General features: G+C 56.4%; 13 protein-coding genes and 1 tRNA gene. 6 read left to right on the forward strand and 8 right to left on the reverse strand.

What is annotated here, in order from left to right; all coding sequences use genetic code 11:
• The first annotated feature begins 70 nt into the window (after positions 1-70).
• The 3 genes from B145_RS0117970 to B145_RS26200 are packed head-to-tail and all read left to right on the forward strand — an operon-like array spanning position 71 to position 5,657.
• A complete protein-coding gene (locus tag B145_RS0117970; protein ID WP_018609194.1) occupies positions 71-1,477 on the forward strand; it encodes an efflux transporter outer membrane subunit in 1,407 nt (468 codons plus the stop codon).
• A complete protein-coding gene (locus tag B145_RS0117975) occupies positions 1,474-2,586 on the forward strand; it encodes an efflux RND transporter periplasmic adaptor subunit (protein WP_018609195.1) in 1,113 nt (370 codons plus the stop codon). The genes B145_RS0117970 and B145_RS0117975 overlap by 4 nt, the downstream gene beginning before the upstream one ends.
• Positions 2,583-5,657: an efflux RND transporter permease subunit gene (locus tag B145_RS26200; protein WP_018609196.1), complete on the forward strand. Its 3,075-nt coding sequence runs from the start codon at positions 2,583-2,585 to the stop codon at positions 5,655-5,657. The genes B145_RS0117975 and B145_RS26200 overlap by 4 nt, the downstream gene beginning before the upstream one ends.
• A gap of 376 nt (positions 5,658-6,033) precedes the next feature.
• Here B145_RS26200 and B145_RS0117985 read toward each other — a convergent pair.
• From B145_RS0117985 to acs, 4 genes are all read right to left on the reverse strand, one after another.
• A tRNA-Ser gene (locus B145_RS0117985) sits at positions 6,034-6,124 on the reverse strand.
• A 77-nt stretch (positions 6,125-6,201) separates the two neighbouring features.
• Positions 6,202-9,651, reverse strand: coding sequence for a bifunctional diguanylate cyclase/phosphodiesterase (locus tag B145_RS27700; RefSeq protein WP_169558563.1), 3,450 nt, complete (start codon positions 9,649-9,651; stop codon positions 6,202-6,204).
• Positions 9,652-9,864: 213 nt separating this feature from the next.
• Positions 9,865-10,248 carry a response regulator transcription factor gene (locus B145_RS0117995; RefSeq protein WP_018609200.1) on the reverse strand — a complete coding sequence of 128 codons (384 nt, stop codon included), beginning with the start codon at positions 10,246-10,248 and terminating at the stop codon, positions 9,865-9,867.
• Between the two features lie 193 nt (positions 10,249-10,441).
• The gene (acs, locus tag B145_RS0118000; protein WP_018609202.1) at positions 10,442-12,424 is read right to left on the reverse strand and encodes an acetate--CoA ligase; all 1,983 of its coding nucleotides are present in this window, start codon (positions 12,422-12,424) and stop codon (positions 10,442-10,444) included.
• Between the two features lie 255 nt (positions 12,425-12,679).
• On the opposite strand from acs, the gene msrP reads away from it, so the two are divergent.
• Positions 12,680-13,618, forward strand: coding sequence for a protein-methionine-sulfoxide reductase catalytic subunit MsrP (msrP, locus tag B145_RS0118005; protein ID WP_018609204.1), 939 nt, complete (start codon positions 12,680-12,682; stop codon positions 13,616-13,618).
• The gene (locus tag B145_RS0118010; RefSeq protein ID WP_018609205.1) at positions 13,618-14,289 is read left to right on the forward strand and encodes a protein-methionine-sulfoxide reductase heme-binding subunit MsrQ; all 672 of its coding nucleotides are present in this window, start codon (positions 13,618-13,620) and stop codon (positions 14,287-14,289) included. Before msrP ends, B145_RS0118010 begins: the two co-directional genes overlap by 1 nt.
• Here the strand turns inward: B145_RS0118010 and B145_RS0118015 are convergent.
• Positions 14,277-14,783: a hypothetical protein gene (locus B145_RS0118015; RefSeq protein WP_018609206.1), complete on the reverse strand. Its 507-nt coding sequence runs from the start codon at positions 14,781-14,783 to the stop codon at positions 14,277-14,279. The two genes, B145_RS0118010 and B145_RS0118015, sit on opposite strands and share 13 nt — an antisense overlap.
• A gap of 437 nt (positions 14,784-15,220) precedes the next feature.
• Between B145_RS0118015 and B145_RS0118025 the strand changes: the two genes are divergently transcribed.
• On the forward strand, positions 15,221-16,054 hold the full coding sequence (locus B145_RS0118025) for an SIR2 family NAD-dependent protein deacylase (RefSeq protein WP_018609208.1): 834 nt from the start codon (positions 15,221-15,223) through the stop codon (positions 16,052-16,054).
• Here the strand turns inward: B145_RS0118025 and B145_RS0118030 are convergent.
• The 3 genes from B145_RS0118030 to B145_RS0118045 form a co-directional block, all read right to left on the reverse strand.
• Positions 16,051-16,449 carry a pilin gene (locus B145_RS0118030; protein WP_018609209.1) on the reverse strand — a complete coding sequence of 133 codons (399 nt, stop codon included), beginning with the start codon at positions 16,447-16,449 and terminating at the stop codon, positions 16,051-16,053. The genes B145_RS0118025 and B145_RS0118030 overlap by 4 nt on opposite strands.
• A 135-nt stretch (positions 16,450-16,584) precedes the next feature.
• On the reverse strand, positions 16,585-17,514 hold the full coding sequence (locus tag B145_RS0118035; RefSeq protein WP_018609210.1) for an amino acid ABC transporter substrate-binding protein: 930 nt from the start codon (positions 17,512-17,514) through the stop codon (positions 16,585-16,587).
• A gap of 404 nt (positions 17,515-17,918) precedes the next feature.
• Complete coding sequence (locus tag B145_RS0118045) at positions 17,919-18,179, reverse strand: hypothetical protein (protein ID WP_157288495.1); 261 nt, start codon at positions 18,177-18,179, stop codon at positions 17,919-17,921.
• Positions 18,180-18,249: the final 70 nt, after the last annotated feature.

An 18,249-nucleotide genomic window follows, 5' to 3' on the forward strand; every position in this document is an offset into this window, starting at 1 on the left:
TTGTACCAGCTTATTCATTACTGTGGGGGTTGCTATGCTTCGCCACGTTTGTAAGCATCGCAAAACAATTATGAAACTCCCCCGTATCATCTGGCCGCTGCTGATCTGCGCGCTACTCGCCGCCTGCGCCGTAGGGCCGGATTATCGCCAGCCCACCACCCCTGTTCCGGAGAACTGGCAAGCCCCCCGCCCCAGCTCTGAGCAAACCAGCACGTTGAATGATTGGTGGGCACAGTTCAACGACCCCGAACTCACTCAATTGCTCAAGGCCGCCCAGGCCAGCAGCCCAAGCTTGGCCAAGGCAGCCGCAAGCATTGAGAAGGCCCGCGCCAGCCGCAGCTCATCTGCAGCAAATGGCTGGCCCAGCCTCACTGCAAACGCATCAGGCAGCGAATCCGGCTCGCTTCGTGGCAACTCTGGCATCAGCCGGACGGCCAGCACAGCATTGGATGCGAGTTGGGAACTGGATCTCTTCGGCAAGGTACGTCGTTCCGTAGAGTCTGCCGATGCCTTGCTTGACGCACGCATTGCAGACTGGCATGACGCACGCGTATCACTGGCGGCAGAAGTCGCCGTAGATTATGTGGATTACCGAGCATGCCAAATCATCCAGAAATACTACGAGGATGAAGCCGACTCGCAGGCCAAGACAGCACAGATCACCCACGTCTCCGCCCAGGCAGGCTTCTCCTCGACAGCGGATGCCCGTCTGGCCGAAGCATCCGCCGCCAGCACCCGCGCCAGCGCCTTATCACAACAAGCCGAATGCGATGTACTGGTCAAAACCTTGGTGAACCTCACCGGCATGCAGGAACCCGATTTACGCAATACCCTGGCACAAGGCCAGGTCCGCTTACCCGAACCCGCCGCGCTACAAGTCTCCAGCGTGCCTGCGGCGCTGCTCTCCCTGCGCCCCGATGTGGTCTCCGCCGAACGTGCGGTGGCCTCTGCCAGTGCCTTGATCGGTGTGGCTGAAGCGGCCCGTTGGCCCAGCCTGAGCCTGACTGGGAGCATCGGAATCAATGCCAGCCAAGGCAGCAGCCCCACGCAACCCTGGTCTTTCGGCCCCAGCCTGAGCCTGCCGATTTTTGATGGTGGCACGATCTCAGCCAACATCAAGAGTGCCAAGGCCGATTATGACAGCGCCCTTGCCAGCTATCAGCAAACGGTACGGGATGCCGTCAAGGAAGTCGAACAAGCCCTGGTACGGCTGGACAAAGCAGCCAGCCGCGAAGAGGAGCTGCGCCAAAGCGCCGATGGCTATCGCGCATACTTCCAGGCTACGCAAATCAACTGGCAGGCAGGTGGCACCAGCCAACTGGATCTGGAAACCGCCAGACGCTCGGCGATCTCTGCCGACCTGAGTCTGCTGCAATTGCAGCAAAACCGCCTTGAATACTGGATCGCCCTCTACAAAGCCCTGGGTGGAGGCTGGCAAGCCTCAGGCACAAGCAACACGCAAGGAGATGCGCAGTGAATATCCTCAAACGTAAAATCCTGATCGCCAGCGCTCTGGCCATGCTGACCGGTGCCGCAGTGCTGATAACGCATCAGCAGCCTGTACAGGCTGGCGAGCCCGTCGCGGCTCCGGCAAAAGCTGTGCTCAGCGTGTCCACGGTTCTCCCCGGCACAATGCAATGGCCTTTGCAGATCAATGCCAATGGCACATTGATTGCCTGGCAGGAAGCCATCGTGGGCGCTGAAACCGGGGGGCTACGCATCACAACTCTACATGCAGACGTGGGGGAACGCGTCAAACGCGGGCAACTCCTGGCGGAACTCGCACAGGAATCCGTACTCGCGGATGTGCGCAGGTATGAAGCTTCCCTCGCTTCGGCCCGTGCCAGTCTTGCGCAAGCCAAGGCCAACGCCGATCGCGCCCGTACCGTACGCGGGAGCGGTGCATTGTCTGAACAGACAATTAACGAGTACCTGATCACAGAACAGACTGCACAGGCAGCAGTCGATCTGGCCGATGCCCAACTGGCGTCGGAAAAAGTCATTCTCAAGCAGACCCGGATTGTCGCACCAGATGATGGCGTCATCAGCTCCCGTAGTGCTGTGCTGGGCCAAGTAGTCAGCAGCGGCACCGAACTCTATCGCATGGTTCGCCAGAACCGCCTGGAATGGCGTGCCGAGGTGGATGCTAAGCAATTAGGCATGGTGCAGACAGGCCAGCTTGCAGAGATTGATCTTCCAGGTGGAAAACGCCTGAACGGCATGGTGCGCGTTGCCGCCCCAACCCTCTCAACTTCCACCAGTCGCGCCTACGTATACGTCAGCCTGCCACAAGATGACAAGGCAAACGCAGGGATGTTCTCCAGCGGCAGAATTGCTGTTGGCATGCAATTCGCACTCACCATCCCTGAATCCGCCTTGGTAATGCGAGACGGGCATAGCTACGTATTTGAAGTGGGTGCGGGTAACAAGGTTGTTCGCCGTACAGTCGGCACTGGGCGCCACCACGATGGCCTGGTGGAAATTACTACGGGCCTGAACACAACGGCCCATGTGGTGAAATCCGGCGGTGCTTTCCTGGCAGATGGTGATCTGGTCAACGTCAGCACCGGCAAGGAGAAGTCATGAACTTCTCCGCCTGGTCCATCCGCAACCCTGTCCCCTCGCTGCTGCTGTTCGTTCTGCTCACCGTATTCGGCGTATATAGCCTGCATAAGCTGGGCATCCAGGACTTCCCGGACATGGATCTACCCACCATCACGATTTCCGCTTCGCTCGAAGGTGCTGCCCCCGCGCAGTTGGAAACCGAGGTGGCCCGCAAGATCGAAAACAAGCTTGCATCGCTGACCAAACTTGATCACATCACCACCACCGTCACCGATGGCTCGGTATCGATCAGCGTCTCATTCGAAATTGACAAAAACAGCGAGGCCGCACTCAATGAAGTGCGCAACGCCGTTGATTCAGCCAAGGCGGACCTGCCTTCAAGCATGAATACGCCAACGGTATCCAAGGTCACCACGGCCAGTTCAGCGCTACTGACCTATACGATTGAAGCACCCAATCTGAGTGAAGATGAACTGTCCTGGTTCGTCGACAATGACGTGGCCAAAGCCATGCTCACCGTGAAAGGCGTCTCCAGCGTCTCCCGAGTCGGAGGGGTGGATCGTGAAGTGCATATCGATTTGGACCCTGCGCTGATGGCGGGGATGGGTGTTACGCTCAGCGACGTATCCACCCAACTCAAGGCAGTGCAAAAAGATGCCTCTGGTGGCCGTGGTGAAGTCGGCAAGGCGGTACAGTCCCTGCGTACCCTTGGCGCAGTACATACCGCTGCGGAAGTGGCAGCCTTGAGCATTCCGCTCGCAGACGGGCGCAGCGTACACCTGGATCAGATCGCCAAGATCAATGACACGATCGCCGACCGCAGCACCCTGGCGTATGCCGATGGCAAAAACGTGATCGGCTTCCAGATCAAGCGAGCCTTGGGGTTCTCTGACGTGGGGGTGGCAGAATCGGTACGTGAAGCCGTGCAACAGTTCTCGGCATCCCACCCCGAAGTCAAGATCAAGGAAGCCAGCACCACCATCGAACCTATCAAGGATAACTACCAGGGCTCCATGCACTTGTTGCTTGAAGGCGCGATCCTGGCCGTGGTGGTGGTATGGCTCTTCCTGCGCGACTGGCGGGCCACGCTGATCTCGGCCACAGCTCTACCGCTTTCCATTGTGCCAACCTTCATTGTGATGTATCTGGCAAGCTTCAGCCTGAATACCATCTCGCTACTGGCTCTGGCACTGGTCGTAGGCATCCTGGTTGACGACGCGATTGTAGAGGTTGAGAACATCGCACGCCACCTGAACATGGGCAAAACCCCATATCAGGCTGCCATGGAGGCCGCTGATGAAATCGGCCTGGCGGTGATCGCCACCACCTTCACCTTGGTCGCAGTCTTTTTGCCCACCGCATTCATGGGTGGCATTCCGGGCAAGATTTTCCGGCAGTTCGGCGTCACGGCTGCCGTGGCAGTGCTAGCCTCACTACTGGTAGCACGTCTGCTCACGCCGATGATGGCCGCCTACTTCATGAAAAAGCGCGACCATTCAAGTCAGGATTCCTCTGTCATGACGCGCTACCTGGGCTGGGTGCGCTATGGACTCAACCATCGCAAAACAATTGTCGCTGCGGCACTGGTTTTCTTTGCGGGCTCACTTGCACTGATTCCGCTGCTCAAAACAGGTTTCATGCCGGCAATGGATGACGGGCAAACCCGGGTTTCCATCGAATTGACCCCCGGCAGCCCTCTGGAAGACACGGCAGCAGAGGTTTTAAAAGCCGATGCGCTCTTACGCAAGATGCCAGACGTGGTGCACGTATTTGCCTCAGTGGGCACCGCCAGCACCGGCGGCGGGCTGGATGCTACCAGTACCAGTGATGAGCGCAGCGCAACGCTGATTGTCGATCTGCAAGCACGCGGGCATCGCGCCAAACAGTCGGTAGCCGAAGACCAGATCCGCCAAGTCCTCAGCCAGATTCCCGGGGCCAAGTTCTCCGTTGGACGCGGGGGTAATGGCGAAAAGCTGGACGTCACCCTAGCCAGCGACGATTCTCAACTACTGGAAACCGCAGCCGCCGCTGTAGAACGCGATATGCGCACCCTCAAGGGTGTTGGCAACGTCACCTCAGGCGCGGCACTACAACGCCCTGAAATCCAGATTCGCCCCAATTACGCTCGCGCAGCCGAACTGGGTGTCACTGTAGAAGCGCTCGCCGAGGCCGTGCGCATGGCAACCTATGGTGACTATTCGTCGAGCCTGGGCAAACTCAATCTGCCACAGCGCCAAATCAATGTGCGCCTGCGTATCGATCCCCAAACCCGTAGTGACCTGGACAAGATCGCCCAACTCCGTGTGGCGGGCACAAATGGACAGATAGCCCTGTCATCTGTTGCGGATATCAGCATGGGCAGCGGTGCATCACAGATCGACCGTCTGGATCGCTCACGCAACGTCACCCTCTCGGTGGAATTGAACGGACGCTCACTGGGTGAAGTGATGAATGAAGTCCGCCAATTGCCCTCCATGCGCAAACTCCCGCAAGGCGTGCATGAAGTCCAGCAAGGCGAACTGCAACGCATGAGCGAACTGTTTGGCAGCTTCGGCCTAGCCATGGCCGTTGGCATACTATGCATCTACACAGTGTTGGTATTGCTCTTCCACGACTTCCTGCAACCCGCCACCATCCTGGCAGCACTCCCCTTATCGGTAGGAGGAGCCCTGCTCGCACTGCTGATCACCCACAGTTCGCTATCCATGCCAACGGTAATCGGCTTGCTGATGCTGATGGGGATTGTCACCAAGAACTCGATATTGCTCGTGGAATACGCCATCATGGCAAGGCGGGAGCATGGCTTATCACGGTTTGACGCCCTGCTTGACGCCTGCCACAAGCGCGCCCGCCCCATCCTGATGACAACCATCGCCATGGGCGCCGGCATGCTCCCGATTGCCATGGGCATGGGTGCCGACCCCAGCTTCCGCCAACCCATGGCCATTGTAGTCATCGGCGGCCTGCTCACATCCACGGCACTCAGCCTCCTGGTAATTCCAGTCGTCTTCACCTATGTGGATGACATCCTCGCCTTCCTCAAACAACACGTATTACCGCATCACCATCAGCAAGCACAGCAACCCAGATAGAAAACCACCTCACAAAACTGCAAATCGTGCCCAACACGTTTTGCAGTTTTGCGTTTTTATCCAATTCAAAAGGACATGCGCCAAATCGTGACAAACACGTAATCAATCAACTATTGTGCTTTACAGGGAATTTGGTCCGAGAAAATGATGATCTAGGTATGCTCAACCTCACGATGGGAAGCGATACCAATCATCCGGAGTAACTTACAAGATTCCTTCAGTGCCATACGACAGAGAAATCTGCGATCCTGATCACCGGGCCTAATTAGGGAAGTCATTCGTATGACTCCGAGACAAGGCTAGATCCCGACATTGTGCCATACAAACCAAGCAGCAAAGAAAAAGCCCTGACGCATCAGGGCTTTTGCCAGAATTCTGGCGGAGAGGGCGGGATTCGAACCCGCGTTAGGGTATTACCCTAAACACGCTTTCCAGGCGTGCGACTTAAACCACTCATCCACCTCTCCGTGGAAGCCCGTAACTATAGCACAATTTTAAAAAAAGAAAAGTGGTTTGTATTGCAAAGCGGCTTCGGCAGCAACCCCTACCTATCTGGCCCAGTGTTGGCAGCGGCGAGTGTGGGGTGAGCGGACCGCTGCATGTCGGGGCGGTGTTTGTGGACAAGTTCCAGATAGCTGGGGCCGGGGAGTGGCCTGCTCCCTAGGTAGCCTTGGTAGTAGTCGCAACCACTCTGGATGAGGACTTGGGCTTGGGCTTGGTTCTCCACGCCTTCGGCAAGCGCCTTGAACCCAAGCATGTGAGCCAGGTCGATAATTGCGGTCACGATATCAACCCCACTCCTTTGTTCGTTGAGCGCATCGACAAAGCACTTGTCGATTTTCAGCACATCAAGCGGGAAGCGGCGCAGGTAGGCGAGCGAGGAGTATCCGGTGCCAAAATCGTCCAGCGCCAGCTTGACCCCGGTATTGCGCAGTGCATTGAGCGTTTCCAGTGCACTGGCGCCTTCGCGCATCAGCGCACTTTCGGTAAGTTCCAACTCAAGCATGCTGGCGGGATAACCCGTCCTGTTGATGGTGTCAAAGATGCGTTGGGCGAGCTTGGGGTCAGAGAAAGAGCGTGGCGACAGATTGACTGCCAGGCGGATGCCTGCCTGAGTCGCAATCCCGTTCTGGCAGCAGAAAGTGCACGCAGTATCGAGCACCCAGTCGGTAATGGGGTTGATCAATCCTGCCTCTTCTGCAACGGGGATGAACTCACTCGGGGGAATCATCCCTTCATCTGGATCATTCCAGCGTATCAGAGCTTCCGCGCCATGCAGAGCGCCAGTGTGCATATCCCACTGGGGCTGGTAATACACCTGGAATTCATCTCCATTGGCCAGCGCCCTATGCAATCTGGATTCATAGGAGAGGCGTTTGCGCGAGGCTGCCGTAAGTGCTTCAGTGTAATAGCGGAAGGTGTTGCGCCCTTCTGCCTTGGCAAGATTCAGTGCGGCGTCCGCATGCTGCATGAGTTCAACAGTGCCCTCGGCGTGGTCAGGGTAAAGGCTGATACCGATGCTGACGCCGATTTCGGCCCCTGCCCCAATTCCCAGGTCCCGATTGCCGCGCAGAACTTCCTGCAATGCGCTGGCGACCCGGTCGATACCACGCGTACTGGATACGTCTTCGATCAATATGGCGAATTCGTCGCCCCCCAGACGGGCCAACACATCCTCACTCCTCAGGCGGCTACGCAGCAGGTTGGCGACCTGGCGGAGCAATTCGTCACCCGCTGTATGCCCATAGCTGTCGTTGATATCCTTGAAGCGGTCCAGATCGAGCATCAGCACCGCGAGGCGACCATGCTGACGGCGTAGCCGGGAAAGAGATTGATCCAACCGTTGGATGAACATCTGCCGATTGGGCAAGGCGGTAAGCTGGTCGTAAAGTGCGAGGTATTCGAGCCTTTGCTCAAATTGTTTGCGCTCCGTGATGTCGTGAATCACACCAAAAACCGTTTGATGCTCAATGTCATATTCAGCAACCGAATGCAGAACAAGAATACGCCCGTCACTCTGGCGCCTGATCTTGAACTCCAGATTGAAGCCCTTTCCATGATGGACGAGTTCATCGATGGCAGCTTCCAGCCTTGGGCGGTCTTCTTCAAACGCTAGGCCCCGCACCTGCTCCAACGGCCAATCACCACCATTCAGGCCATAAATGGCTGCAGCGCCCGCCGAAGCACGAATACGCCTGGTTTTTAGGTCAATCTCCCAGTTGCCGAAATTGGCTATACACTCAGCCCTTTGCAGCCGTTGTTTTTGGGCCGTCAATTCTTCTTCCGCATTCTTGCGCGCAGAAATATCAATGACAACAGCCAGAACATAAGATACACCACCTTCTTCAAAGGCAGATAGATTCACCTCTACCCACACGAAGGTCCCATCTTGGCGGATATAGCGTTTCTCATATCCATGAACAGTCTTGCCTTCAAACCATGTCTGACTGAGCGCCATCTGATTGATGCGCATATCATCCGGGTGGCTGATATCGACATACGTCATCTGCAACATCTCAGCTTCAGAGTGGTCAACAATGTCGCACAGGCGCTGATTGACCCGCTGCCAACGGCCAGTGCTATCCAGCACCCCAATCCCCACACCAGCATGTTCAAAAATAGCGCGCAGCCGCGATTCGTTCTGGCGCAACAGGCTTTCATCGCGGTGTCGTGCGGTTACGTCTTCCACTGTCGCTAACAGGGAGCCGATCTTGCCAGCAGCATTGAACACGGGCCGTACATTGATATGCACATGGCGTTCTTCATTCGTCGCGCTCATCAAACTGAACAAGCCCTGAAATCCCTCTGCCAGCTGACCATCGATCACTTCCAGCAGCAATGCCTGGAAGCGAGGTTGCTGCCCGGTACTGATGGCATCGCCCAGGTTGCACAAAGTCTGCCCATCTGCCGCCTGCCCCAGCATGCGTGCCAGACAGGCATTGACTCTCAACCATTTGGCATCTTCCACACCATAGATCGCCATGCCGATAAAGGGCAATTCGAAAAACTGCTGTAGCAGGCGCTGATCGGCCACATGGCGTGCCTCGGCCTCGTAGACCTGCACCCGGCTGGATTGACGCCACATACGCAATAGCAAGGTGCACAACAGGCCAACAAATCCCAAGGATAGAAGAATAAATACATAGGTCTGGCGCAGCGGCGCCTGGGAAACGTCCGCTTGATCAACCTTGGCCAACAACATCCAGTTGGAATTGGCCACCGGGCTGGTCACCCCGAACACGCTGACACCGCGATGGTCCGTGCCGTGTACAGTCTCTCCTGCATTTGAAAAAAGACCGGCTCCCGGATCTTGCGGCGCCAAATGCAGCATCATCGGGGGTTCATTCGCTGAACGCGGTGGCACCAACATAAGCAGGTTGCCAACATCACGGCGGGCCAGAATGAATTCGCCCTGTTGCACAGACAGGGGCCAGTCTGCCATCAATTGAATCAGCTCGGCATTGGTATCCAGGCTGAGAACAAGAAAGCCGACAGCGGACTCCGCAGGCATGGGGCCAAAAAGAGGCACGATATAGTCCCACCGCAGTTTGCCGGTGCCATCGTAATACAGGTCTGTATTAACGACTTCCCGGTTTTGAATGGCCGCACGAAACAGCTGCTCGTGATCTGGCAGATTCATGTCCATCTGCTCGCCCTGGCGCAGCAGAAAGCGTCCGTTTGTAGAAAGAAGGCTGATTGAGCGATAGCCGTAGACTTTGCGCAACCCGGCAAACCGATTCAAAATGGCCTCGCGCGCAGAATCGCTTGGCGCCTCCTGGAAGCGCCGACAGGCCTCAATCAGCCCCTCGTACAGCATCATCGCGCTGGAATCGTTGCTCAGGCGTCGTCGGCGCAATTCAACTTGCCCGGCCTTGAAGCGGACCATCGCCGAGAGCACCGTGCGATAGTGGGCTTCCGACTCGGCCAATTCCTGGTGATAGACGACAACTGCCCCAACCGGGACGAGCAGTAACAGGGCCAGGCACAAAAGCAATAGCCGCGAGGGGATTCCAGCGAATCTCCCCGCTATCTTGCATGTAAGGTGCTGCCCCAATGTATGCATGAAGCCCCTGTACCGTGTATGGATACGCTACAGCTCGCCCATTTGGGCCAGCTCTCATACATTTACGGCAGGAATGGGTAATTCCGCAGCAGAATCAAGCTGCCTGCACAACAAATTGTCCACCAAACACCGCCAGAAGGCGCGTCAACGCTCGGTTACATGTTCTTCAAGGTGCGGGCGCAGACGAGCCAGGAGATCAAGGGTCACAAACGGGAGAATCACCAGATCATCCGCCCCGGCGGCCCCAGATGAGGCCTGCACCTCTTCCCGGCGCGAGTTGGAGAACAACACGATGTAGGGTTGGCTGTCATTAGGCAATGCCCGCAGTTCCCTGCAGAGCGCCAAGCCACTGCGGTCCGGCAAGGCGACTTCAATGAAGGCAAGATCCGGCCAGAAGTCTTCCACACGCTCGATTGCGTCACTTGCGCTGCAAACCACCTCGACATCGTGACCTTCATGGCGCAGCAAAAATTCTATACCCGACGAGATATCGGCGTGGTTTTCAGCAATCAGGATGCGTTTGCCCATCAAATTCTCCATCGAGACGCGGTGCGCCTTTGAACGATTTCAGCGCACCACGACGACATTCTAGTGATACAGACTACTTTTTATCACGCCGATCACGTTTGTGGGAGTATTTGCCCTCCAGTGCGACAAAATCTGGACGAACACAAGCCCCGTGGGGCTTCCAACCACACGGGGCTCAGGAAGGTTTTACTGCTCAGATGCTTTGCTTGAGTTGATCCAGGATGCCAGGGTTCTCCAGGGTGGATACGTCCTGCACGATCTCTTCGCCCTTGGCCACGGCCCGCAGCAAGCGGCGCATGATCTTGCCGGAACGGGTCTTGGGCAGATTGTCGCCAAAGCGGATATCCTTGGGTTTGGCAATTGGGCCGATTTCCTTGGCCACCCAATCCTGGAGCTGCTTGGCAAAGGCTTTGGCAGTCTCCCCGGTTGGCCGAGCCTGCTTGAGCACCACAAAGGCCACGATGGCCTCTCCCGTCAGATCATCCGGGCGCCCCACCACCGCAGCCTCCGCCACCAGGGGATTAGCAACCAGGGCTGACTCGACTTCCATCGTACCCAAACGATGGCCGGACACATTGAGCACATCGTCGATGCGCCCCATGATCGTGAAGTAGCCCGTCGTCGCATCCCGTACAGCACCATCCCCTGCCAAGTAGAGCTTGCCGCTGAAGTCGACCGGGTAGTAGCTCTTCTTGAAGCGCTCAGGGTCGCCCCATATATTGCGAATCATAGAGGGCCAGGGCTTTTTGACGACCAGGAAGCCGCCCTTGCCCCACTCCACATCATTCCCCGTTTCATCCACGATGGCGGCCTGGATACCAGGGAAAGGCAAAGTGCAGGAGCCCGGTACGAGGGGCGTTACACCAGGCAGCGGGGTAATCATGTGGCCGCCCGTTTCGGTCTGCCAGAAGGTATCCACAATCGGGCACCGCGCGCCACCAATATTCTCGTAATACCACATCCAGGCTTCAGGGTTGATCGGCTCGCCTACCGAACCCAACAGGCGCAGACTGCTCAGATTGTAGTTACGTGGATGCACACTGGCCGTGACATCTGCCGCTTTGATCAGCGAGCGGATTGCCGTGGGCGCCGTGTAGAAGATGCTCACCTTGTGGTCCTGAATCATCTTCCAGAATCGCCCGGCATCCGGGAAGGTCGGCACGCCTTCAAACACGATCTCAGTTCCGCCACAGGCCAGCGGGCCATATGTAATATAGGTATGCCCGGTCACCCAGCCGATGTCGGCAGTACACCAGAACACATCCTCTGGCTTGAGGTCGAAGGTCCATTTCATGGTCAATACAGCATGCAGCAGGTAACCCCCTGTTGAATGCTGCACCCCCTTGGGCTTGCCGGTAGAACCCGAGGTGTAGAGCAGAAACAGCGGATGCTCGGCCCCTACCCACTCTGGTTCGCATTGCTCAGCTTGCTGCGCGAGCAGCTCATGCAACCATACATCGCGCCCTTCCACCGTCTTTTGCGGCGTACCGGTGCGCTGATAAACGATCACGGTATGGATGCTGCCTGTGCCCTCCATGCCCAGCGCCTCATCCACAACCGATTTGAGCGGGATATTCTTGCCACCGCGACACTGCTCATCCGCCGTAATCACCGCCACAGCACCCGCATCCTCAATGCGCTCTTGCAAACTCTTGGCCGAGAAACCACCAAACACCACCGAATGGGTCGCACCGATGCGCGCGCAGGCCAACATCGCAGCCACCCCCTCCACCGACATGGGCAGATAAATCACCACGCGGTCACCCTTCTTGATGCCACGCGATTTCAACCCGTTGGCAAACCGGCAGACCAGTGCATGCAGCTCACGATAGGTGACACGCCGTACCTTGCCATCGTCCGCCTCAAAGATGATGGCATCCTTCTCGGCGTTACCATTCTCCAGATTACGGTCCAGGCAGTTATAGCTGGCATTGAGCGTGCCATCTTCAAACCACTTGAAGAAGGGCGCATTGCTATCGTTCAGGCCTTTTGTGAAAGGGGTTTTCCAGCTCAAATGCTCGCGTGCCAAACGCTCCCAGTAGCCGGAATAGTCGGCCTCGGCCTCAGCACACAGCGCCTTGTAGGCGGCCATGCCCGAAATCGTTGCCCGGCTCACCGTCTCGGCGCTCGGCTCAAAGACGCGGTGTTCCTGCAGCACTGAATTGATCGCGCCCATCGTGTGTCTCCTTCTCTCTATTGGTTGCTGTACAGCCTCTAGCGGTTCCAGTCTCGCCGGCTGCCAACTTTGTACTGGCTATTGAATGTGGCGATGCTTACGCCCGACTTACGCCTGCACGGTAAAGGCTTGCGCTTACGGGCAAGGCCATGCATGATTAAGCAAGAGGCCACCTCGCACAGCCCCCCATGCAGGCGGGAGTTGCCCACCCACAGAGAGAAACAGACGCCCCGGAGGCGCCTGAAAGGATTCATCATGCTGATCCGCCGCCCCGCCGATCTTGCTCCGTCGGAGATTACGCCGCAGGAGATTTACCACCAACGCCGCAATTTCATTCGTCATGCCGGGAGTCTCGCACTCCTGGGCAGTGCAACACTGACCAGCGGCTCTGCACTGGCAGCAGCGCTGAACGGCATCGCTCCAAACAAAATTCCGATTGAGGACAAGCCCACGCCCCGCAAGGATGTCATCAGCTACAACAATTACTATGAATTTGGCGTAGAGAAGGAAGACCCTGCCCACTACGCCGGTACGCTGAAAACACGCCCCTGGACAGTGGTGGTGGAAGGCTTGTGCAACAAGCCACGCAGCTTCTCCATCGAAGAACTCCTCAAACTTGCACCGTTGGAAGAGCGCCTCTACCGCATGCGCTGTGTGGAAGGCTGGTCCATGGTCATCCCCTGGGAGGGTTTTCCTTTGAGTGCCCTGCTCCGTGCCGTGCAACCCCAGGGCAGTGCAAAATACGTAGCCTTCAGCACCCTGGCCGACAGCAAGATGATGCCCGGCATCAAGTACCCCATCCTGCAATGGCCTTACACAGAAGGCTTGCGCATGGATGAAGCCATGCATCCTTTGGCCATTCTGGCGGTGGGTCTTTATGGCGAAGAGTTGTTGCCGCAAAACGGCGCGCCAATCCGCTTGGTCGTGCCCTGGAAATATGGTTTCAAGAGTGCCAAGTCCATCGTCCGCATCCGCCTGCAAGAAGCCATGCCCGCCACCGCCTGGGCGGTGGCCAACCCAAAGGAATATGGATTCTATTCCAACGTCAATCCCGAGGTGGATCACCCGCGCTGGTCGCAGGCCACTGAGCGACGCATTGGTGAATTCTCCAAGCGCAAAACGTTGATGTTCAACGGTTATGCCGATCAAGTCGCATCTTTATACACAGGCATGGATCTGAAAAAGAACTTCTGATGCGCGCCTGGTTGAAAACTCCATCCCGAACAGCGATTTCCCTCTTCAAAATCGCCTTGTTCCTGCTGTGCCTGATCCCCCTGACATCCATGGCATGGCGCTTTTATACGGATTCGCTGGGGGCCAACCCCATTGAGGCCATCACACACGGCACCGGAGACTGGGCATTGCGCCTATTGCTGGCCTCGCTGACAATCACCCCGCTGCGACAAGTAGCGGGGCTACCCTGGCTGATGAGGCTGCGGCGCATGCTGGGGCTGTATGCCTTTTTCTACGCCCTGCTCCATTTCACCACCTATCTGTGGCTGGACCAGTTCTTTGACTGGGCAGGCATTGCGCACGATATTCTCAAGCGCCCCTTCATCACGGTAGGGTTTGCTGCATTCGTGCTACTGGTACCCCTGGCAGCCACATCTTTCAATGCCGCCATTCGAGCATTGGGCGGACGGAAATGGCAGGCGCTGCATCGCAGCGTCTATGCAATAGGTATTTTAAGTGTTGTCCACTACTGGTGGCTGGTCAAGCGCGACATCACCCAGCCCGCCATCTATGCATTTGTGCTGATCGTGCTGCTCGGGGCCCGTGCCTGGCAACGCGAGAAGGAGCGGCGGCGCCAGTTACGCGCCACACCACTGCGTCGGGTCATCCCCATCAACCTTCAGGTAAAGTAAGGTTTCACCCGGCTCTTGAATTCGGAGGCGGCTTCTCCCCCTCTTATCTTTTCCAGGGCGCGGAGGATTTCATTGCCCAGGTTGACGTAATCTTCCAGCGAGTTGGCTTTCTCCAAAGCCATCTGGTAGCTGAAACCACGCAAACCGAAGTAAGTGTTGATGGTATCGCCAAACAGCGAGTACAGCGCAATCATCCGCTCACTTGGGTCATCGGGAATCTCCTGCGGCACAACCGGCTCAGCAGCCCCAGCCTCCTCCTGCACGGCCTCAGGCGCTGGTGAAGCAATCTTTTCAATCAGCCCCATCTCAAGCAACTGCTCAAAATGCTCAGGCCCCACGCCTGCCGGGGCAAGCACCTTCAACAATTCCGGCGAGGCCTGTTTGCCATCCACCACTACCAGCAGAGATCGCAGCCGAGGATGCAGCCGACGGGTACGTTGGTGGATTTCCTCCTGTCCAGCCTGGGTCTTGGCAAAGATCGCAGCGTCCATCATTTCTCTCTTCTTGCAGGTGATCAGTGACACGCATGGGGAGGCTCGCCCTGCGGTTTCACGCCAGGCAATGCTTGGTGACAATTATGCCGTTAATCACGCAAAAAGGAATATGGCTTGCATGGCTTTTCAACGTCTATATTGAAATATCCGCTCACCCTGTTCTCTGCGCGCTCTCCGGCTCATCATCCCCTACACTGCAAATCGCCACAGCCCAACCTGCAGTGAATCGGCCATCCAGGCGGAAGTGATCGCTCCTGCGCACAAGCAGCCAACATTCCTCTGGATGGAGAATTTTGCTGAAGATATCATGGAGAGCATCCGCCACCCCCCATCGTGTGACACAGGTTTTGTCCGCCCTGCCGCCGCCCATGTAAAATCAAGGCATCGTATACTTTGTTCCCATGCGGCAGACATGCGGAACACTTCTGGTTTTTCTCATGGACAGTATTCTTGATGCCATCTGGCGCGCAGCCGAACTGCTCGCCCACGCAGACGGCCTGATCATTACCTCCGGCGCAGGCATGGGCATCGACTCTGGCTTGCCGGATTTCCGTGGCACCAATGGCTTCTGGAACGCCTACCCGGCGCTCGGCCACGCCATGATCCACTTCGAGGAGATCGCCTCGCCTCATTACTTCCACGAAAACCCTCGCCTGGCCTGGGGATTCTACGGACACCGATTACAACTGTATCGCCAGACAGCCCCCCATGCCGGGTTTGCGCTGCTGCGCCAGATCAGTGAAGGGCTGCCACAAGGAGCACATGTTGTCACCAGCAACGTCGACGGCCATTTCCAGCAGGCGGGATTCGATCCCAACCGCATCACGGAGATACATGGCAGCATCCACCACCTGCAATGCCTGCGCCCATGTCAAGGCAACATCTGGTCAGCCGAAACCTTGCAACCCGAAATCGATATCCATGCCTGCCGCATCATCAGCGATTTTCCGCGCTGCGCCTATTGCAATGGCATTGCACGTCCCAATGTCATGATGTTTAACGACACGGCGTGGCTGAGCAGCCGTTCAGAAGAGCAGGAAGGAAGGCTTCACGTCTGGCTGGAAAAACTCAACAACCCTGTTGTCATGGAGATAGGCGCAGGCACACGCATTGCCTCAATCCGGCAATTCGGCGAACAACTGGGCTGCCCACTCATCCGCATCAACCCAAATGAAGCACAGGTACGCGGCAGCGGCAATGTATCAATTCCTGAAGGCGCGCTGGATGCACTACGTGAGATTCACGCCTGCCTGAAGGAAATAAAGGCTTAAGGGGCCGCAGAAAGCTGCTCTCCACGGCACATTGCGGGCACATTGGAGGTTGGACTCCCCCAGCACGTCCAGCTCACTTCTTTGCCTGCCAAATGTGGCGTAAGAACCAACATCACCCCCAATTGGGGGCTGAAAATCTGGATCTCGCCTTTGGAGGTGATGTTGCGATAAGCCAATTCGATCAGATCCCCCGAACTGGAATGGATTTTCATTACTGCAGGCAAAAATTGCTCGGCATTCAGCGAGACAGGTTTCCCCGGTGCAGCAAGCAAGGCCTGGGCGACCTCATCTTTCGCAGAGGAACTCAAAACGATGATTTCAGCAAGCCGGGCGCGATCCGTGTAATCGCAATACATGGGGCGGAGTATCAGATACAGCAAAGCGCCAAGAGCCATGACCCATATTGCCCGGACAGGCCACTTCTTGTTGATTCTCCAGTACCTAGGCTCTTGACTCCCCATTTATCGTCCTGATATCCACCACGATAGATGGATTGTACGCCACCTGCCGCAGCAGGTGGCGTAGTCCGGTCAAAGCGAGTAGCCCAGCAGCTTGGCAAACCCCGTGTCCTTGGCCGGACGGGTGATGGCTTCCTTGAGCAGGCCAGACATGGGCACTTTGATCGTTGCGGTATTGAACCAGCGGTCGTAAATCTTGTTGATTTCGCCACTGCTGTACAAGTCAGCCAGCGTATGGTCAATTTCAGCAAGAAGACCAGAATCTCCCTTGCGTACCACAATTGCATACGGCTCAATAGACAGATATTCCTTGGACAGCACATACTTGTTCTTATCCGGCAAACTACTGATCAAGCCAGACAGCAAGACATCATCCTGAGGAAAAGCAACCACCTTGCCCGCTTCCAAAGCCTTGAAGGCATCGGCATTGCTGTTGAACACCTGCAACTGCATGCCGCGCAGTTCGCTGTCCCGAAGCTGGCCGAACAGCTTCTCGGAAGTTGTTCCCTTGCTCAAGGCAACCGGCTTGCTACCCACAGACTGCGGGTCCATGATGCTGGCATCAGCGCGGGACAGAATCTTCATCCCTGCCACAAACATCGTATAGCTGAAATCCACTTTTTCCTGACGCGCCTTGGTGTTGGTGGTTGAACCACACTCCATGTCAATCGCCCCTGAAGCCAGCTTCGGGATGCGCTCGGCACCGGACACCGTCACATACTGCGCCTTCAGGTTGGGCAGCTTGAGGTCCTTGCGCAGACGATCAACCACGCGCTGACACAGCTCCACAGAGTAACCCGACGCCTGCTTCTGCTCATCCAGAAAGGAAAAGGGGCGAGAAGCCTCCCGGTTCCCAATAATCACCGTTTGAGTCTGACGGATGCGCGCCAGGGTATCGATCTGCTCTGCCTGCGCCACAGACACCGCCAAACCAGCGCCAATCAACACAACCGCCAAATAAGCACGACCGGTAAAACGCGAAGAACTGAACACCCCACTCATCACAACCTCATTTCCAAAAAAGCCTGAAACACAAAAAGCATAATCAACACCAACACACGCCCATAGCAATAACCGTACCGGTGTAGGATCAAACCATCCTTCCCAATACTAAGGCACGGCATACCCTTTATTTATCACATATTTTGCTGTGTAAATATGAACTTGCACAGCTAATTGCAATAGATTCTTTGAACCGACACATAGATTCATTTTCTCGCCTCCAGCCAAACAAACGCCATGCTGGTGCGGGGAGGCTCAAATCAGTGCATGCTACTTTAGTTATGCGCCCCAAAAAGACAAAAGCCCCAAAAATTCTGGAGCTTTGGAAAGATCGGAGCATCCTGTCGCTGGCTGACTGGGCCCTGCAAGCAACCGGCATCAAATTGCGCGTACCTACCTTATTGTCACCACGCCAACACAAAGCAAACCACCGCGATTCCCCATAACAAAATTCCAAAAAAGGCTGACCAACCATCCTCTGGTGCAATATTCATTCTAAATACAAATCGGCCAAATTGGCAGCCTGGCACACGCACACCATACTCAAAAAGAATCTCCTGAAAAATCTCCACAACAATCTCTACCACGCACCTGACCAGCCCGCCTAACACTTCCCCCAGAAAATCCATGCCAAGGCCACTTTCATTAAAAATATCTGCCCGCAATTATTCCACCGAATCAAGCGCCCCTCGCGGCAACCCGCCCTGTGGTCATTCCCTGCGCCCGACCTCTTTT

The organism is Uliginosibacterium gangwonense DSM 18521, from assembly GCF_000373965.1.
Taxonomy (GTDB): domain Bacteria; phylum Pseudomonadota; class Gammaproteobacteria; order Burkholderiales; family Rhodocyclaceae; genus Uliginosibacterium; species Uliginosibacterium gangwonense.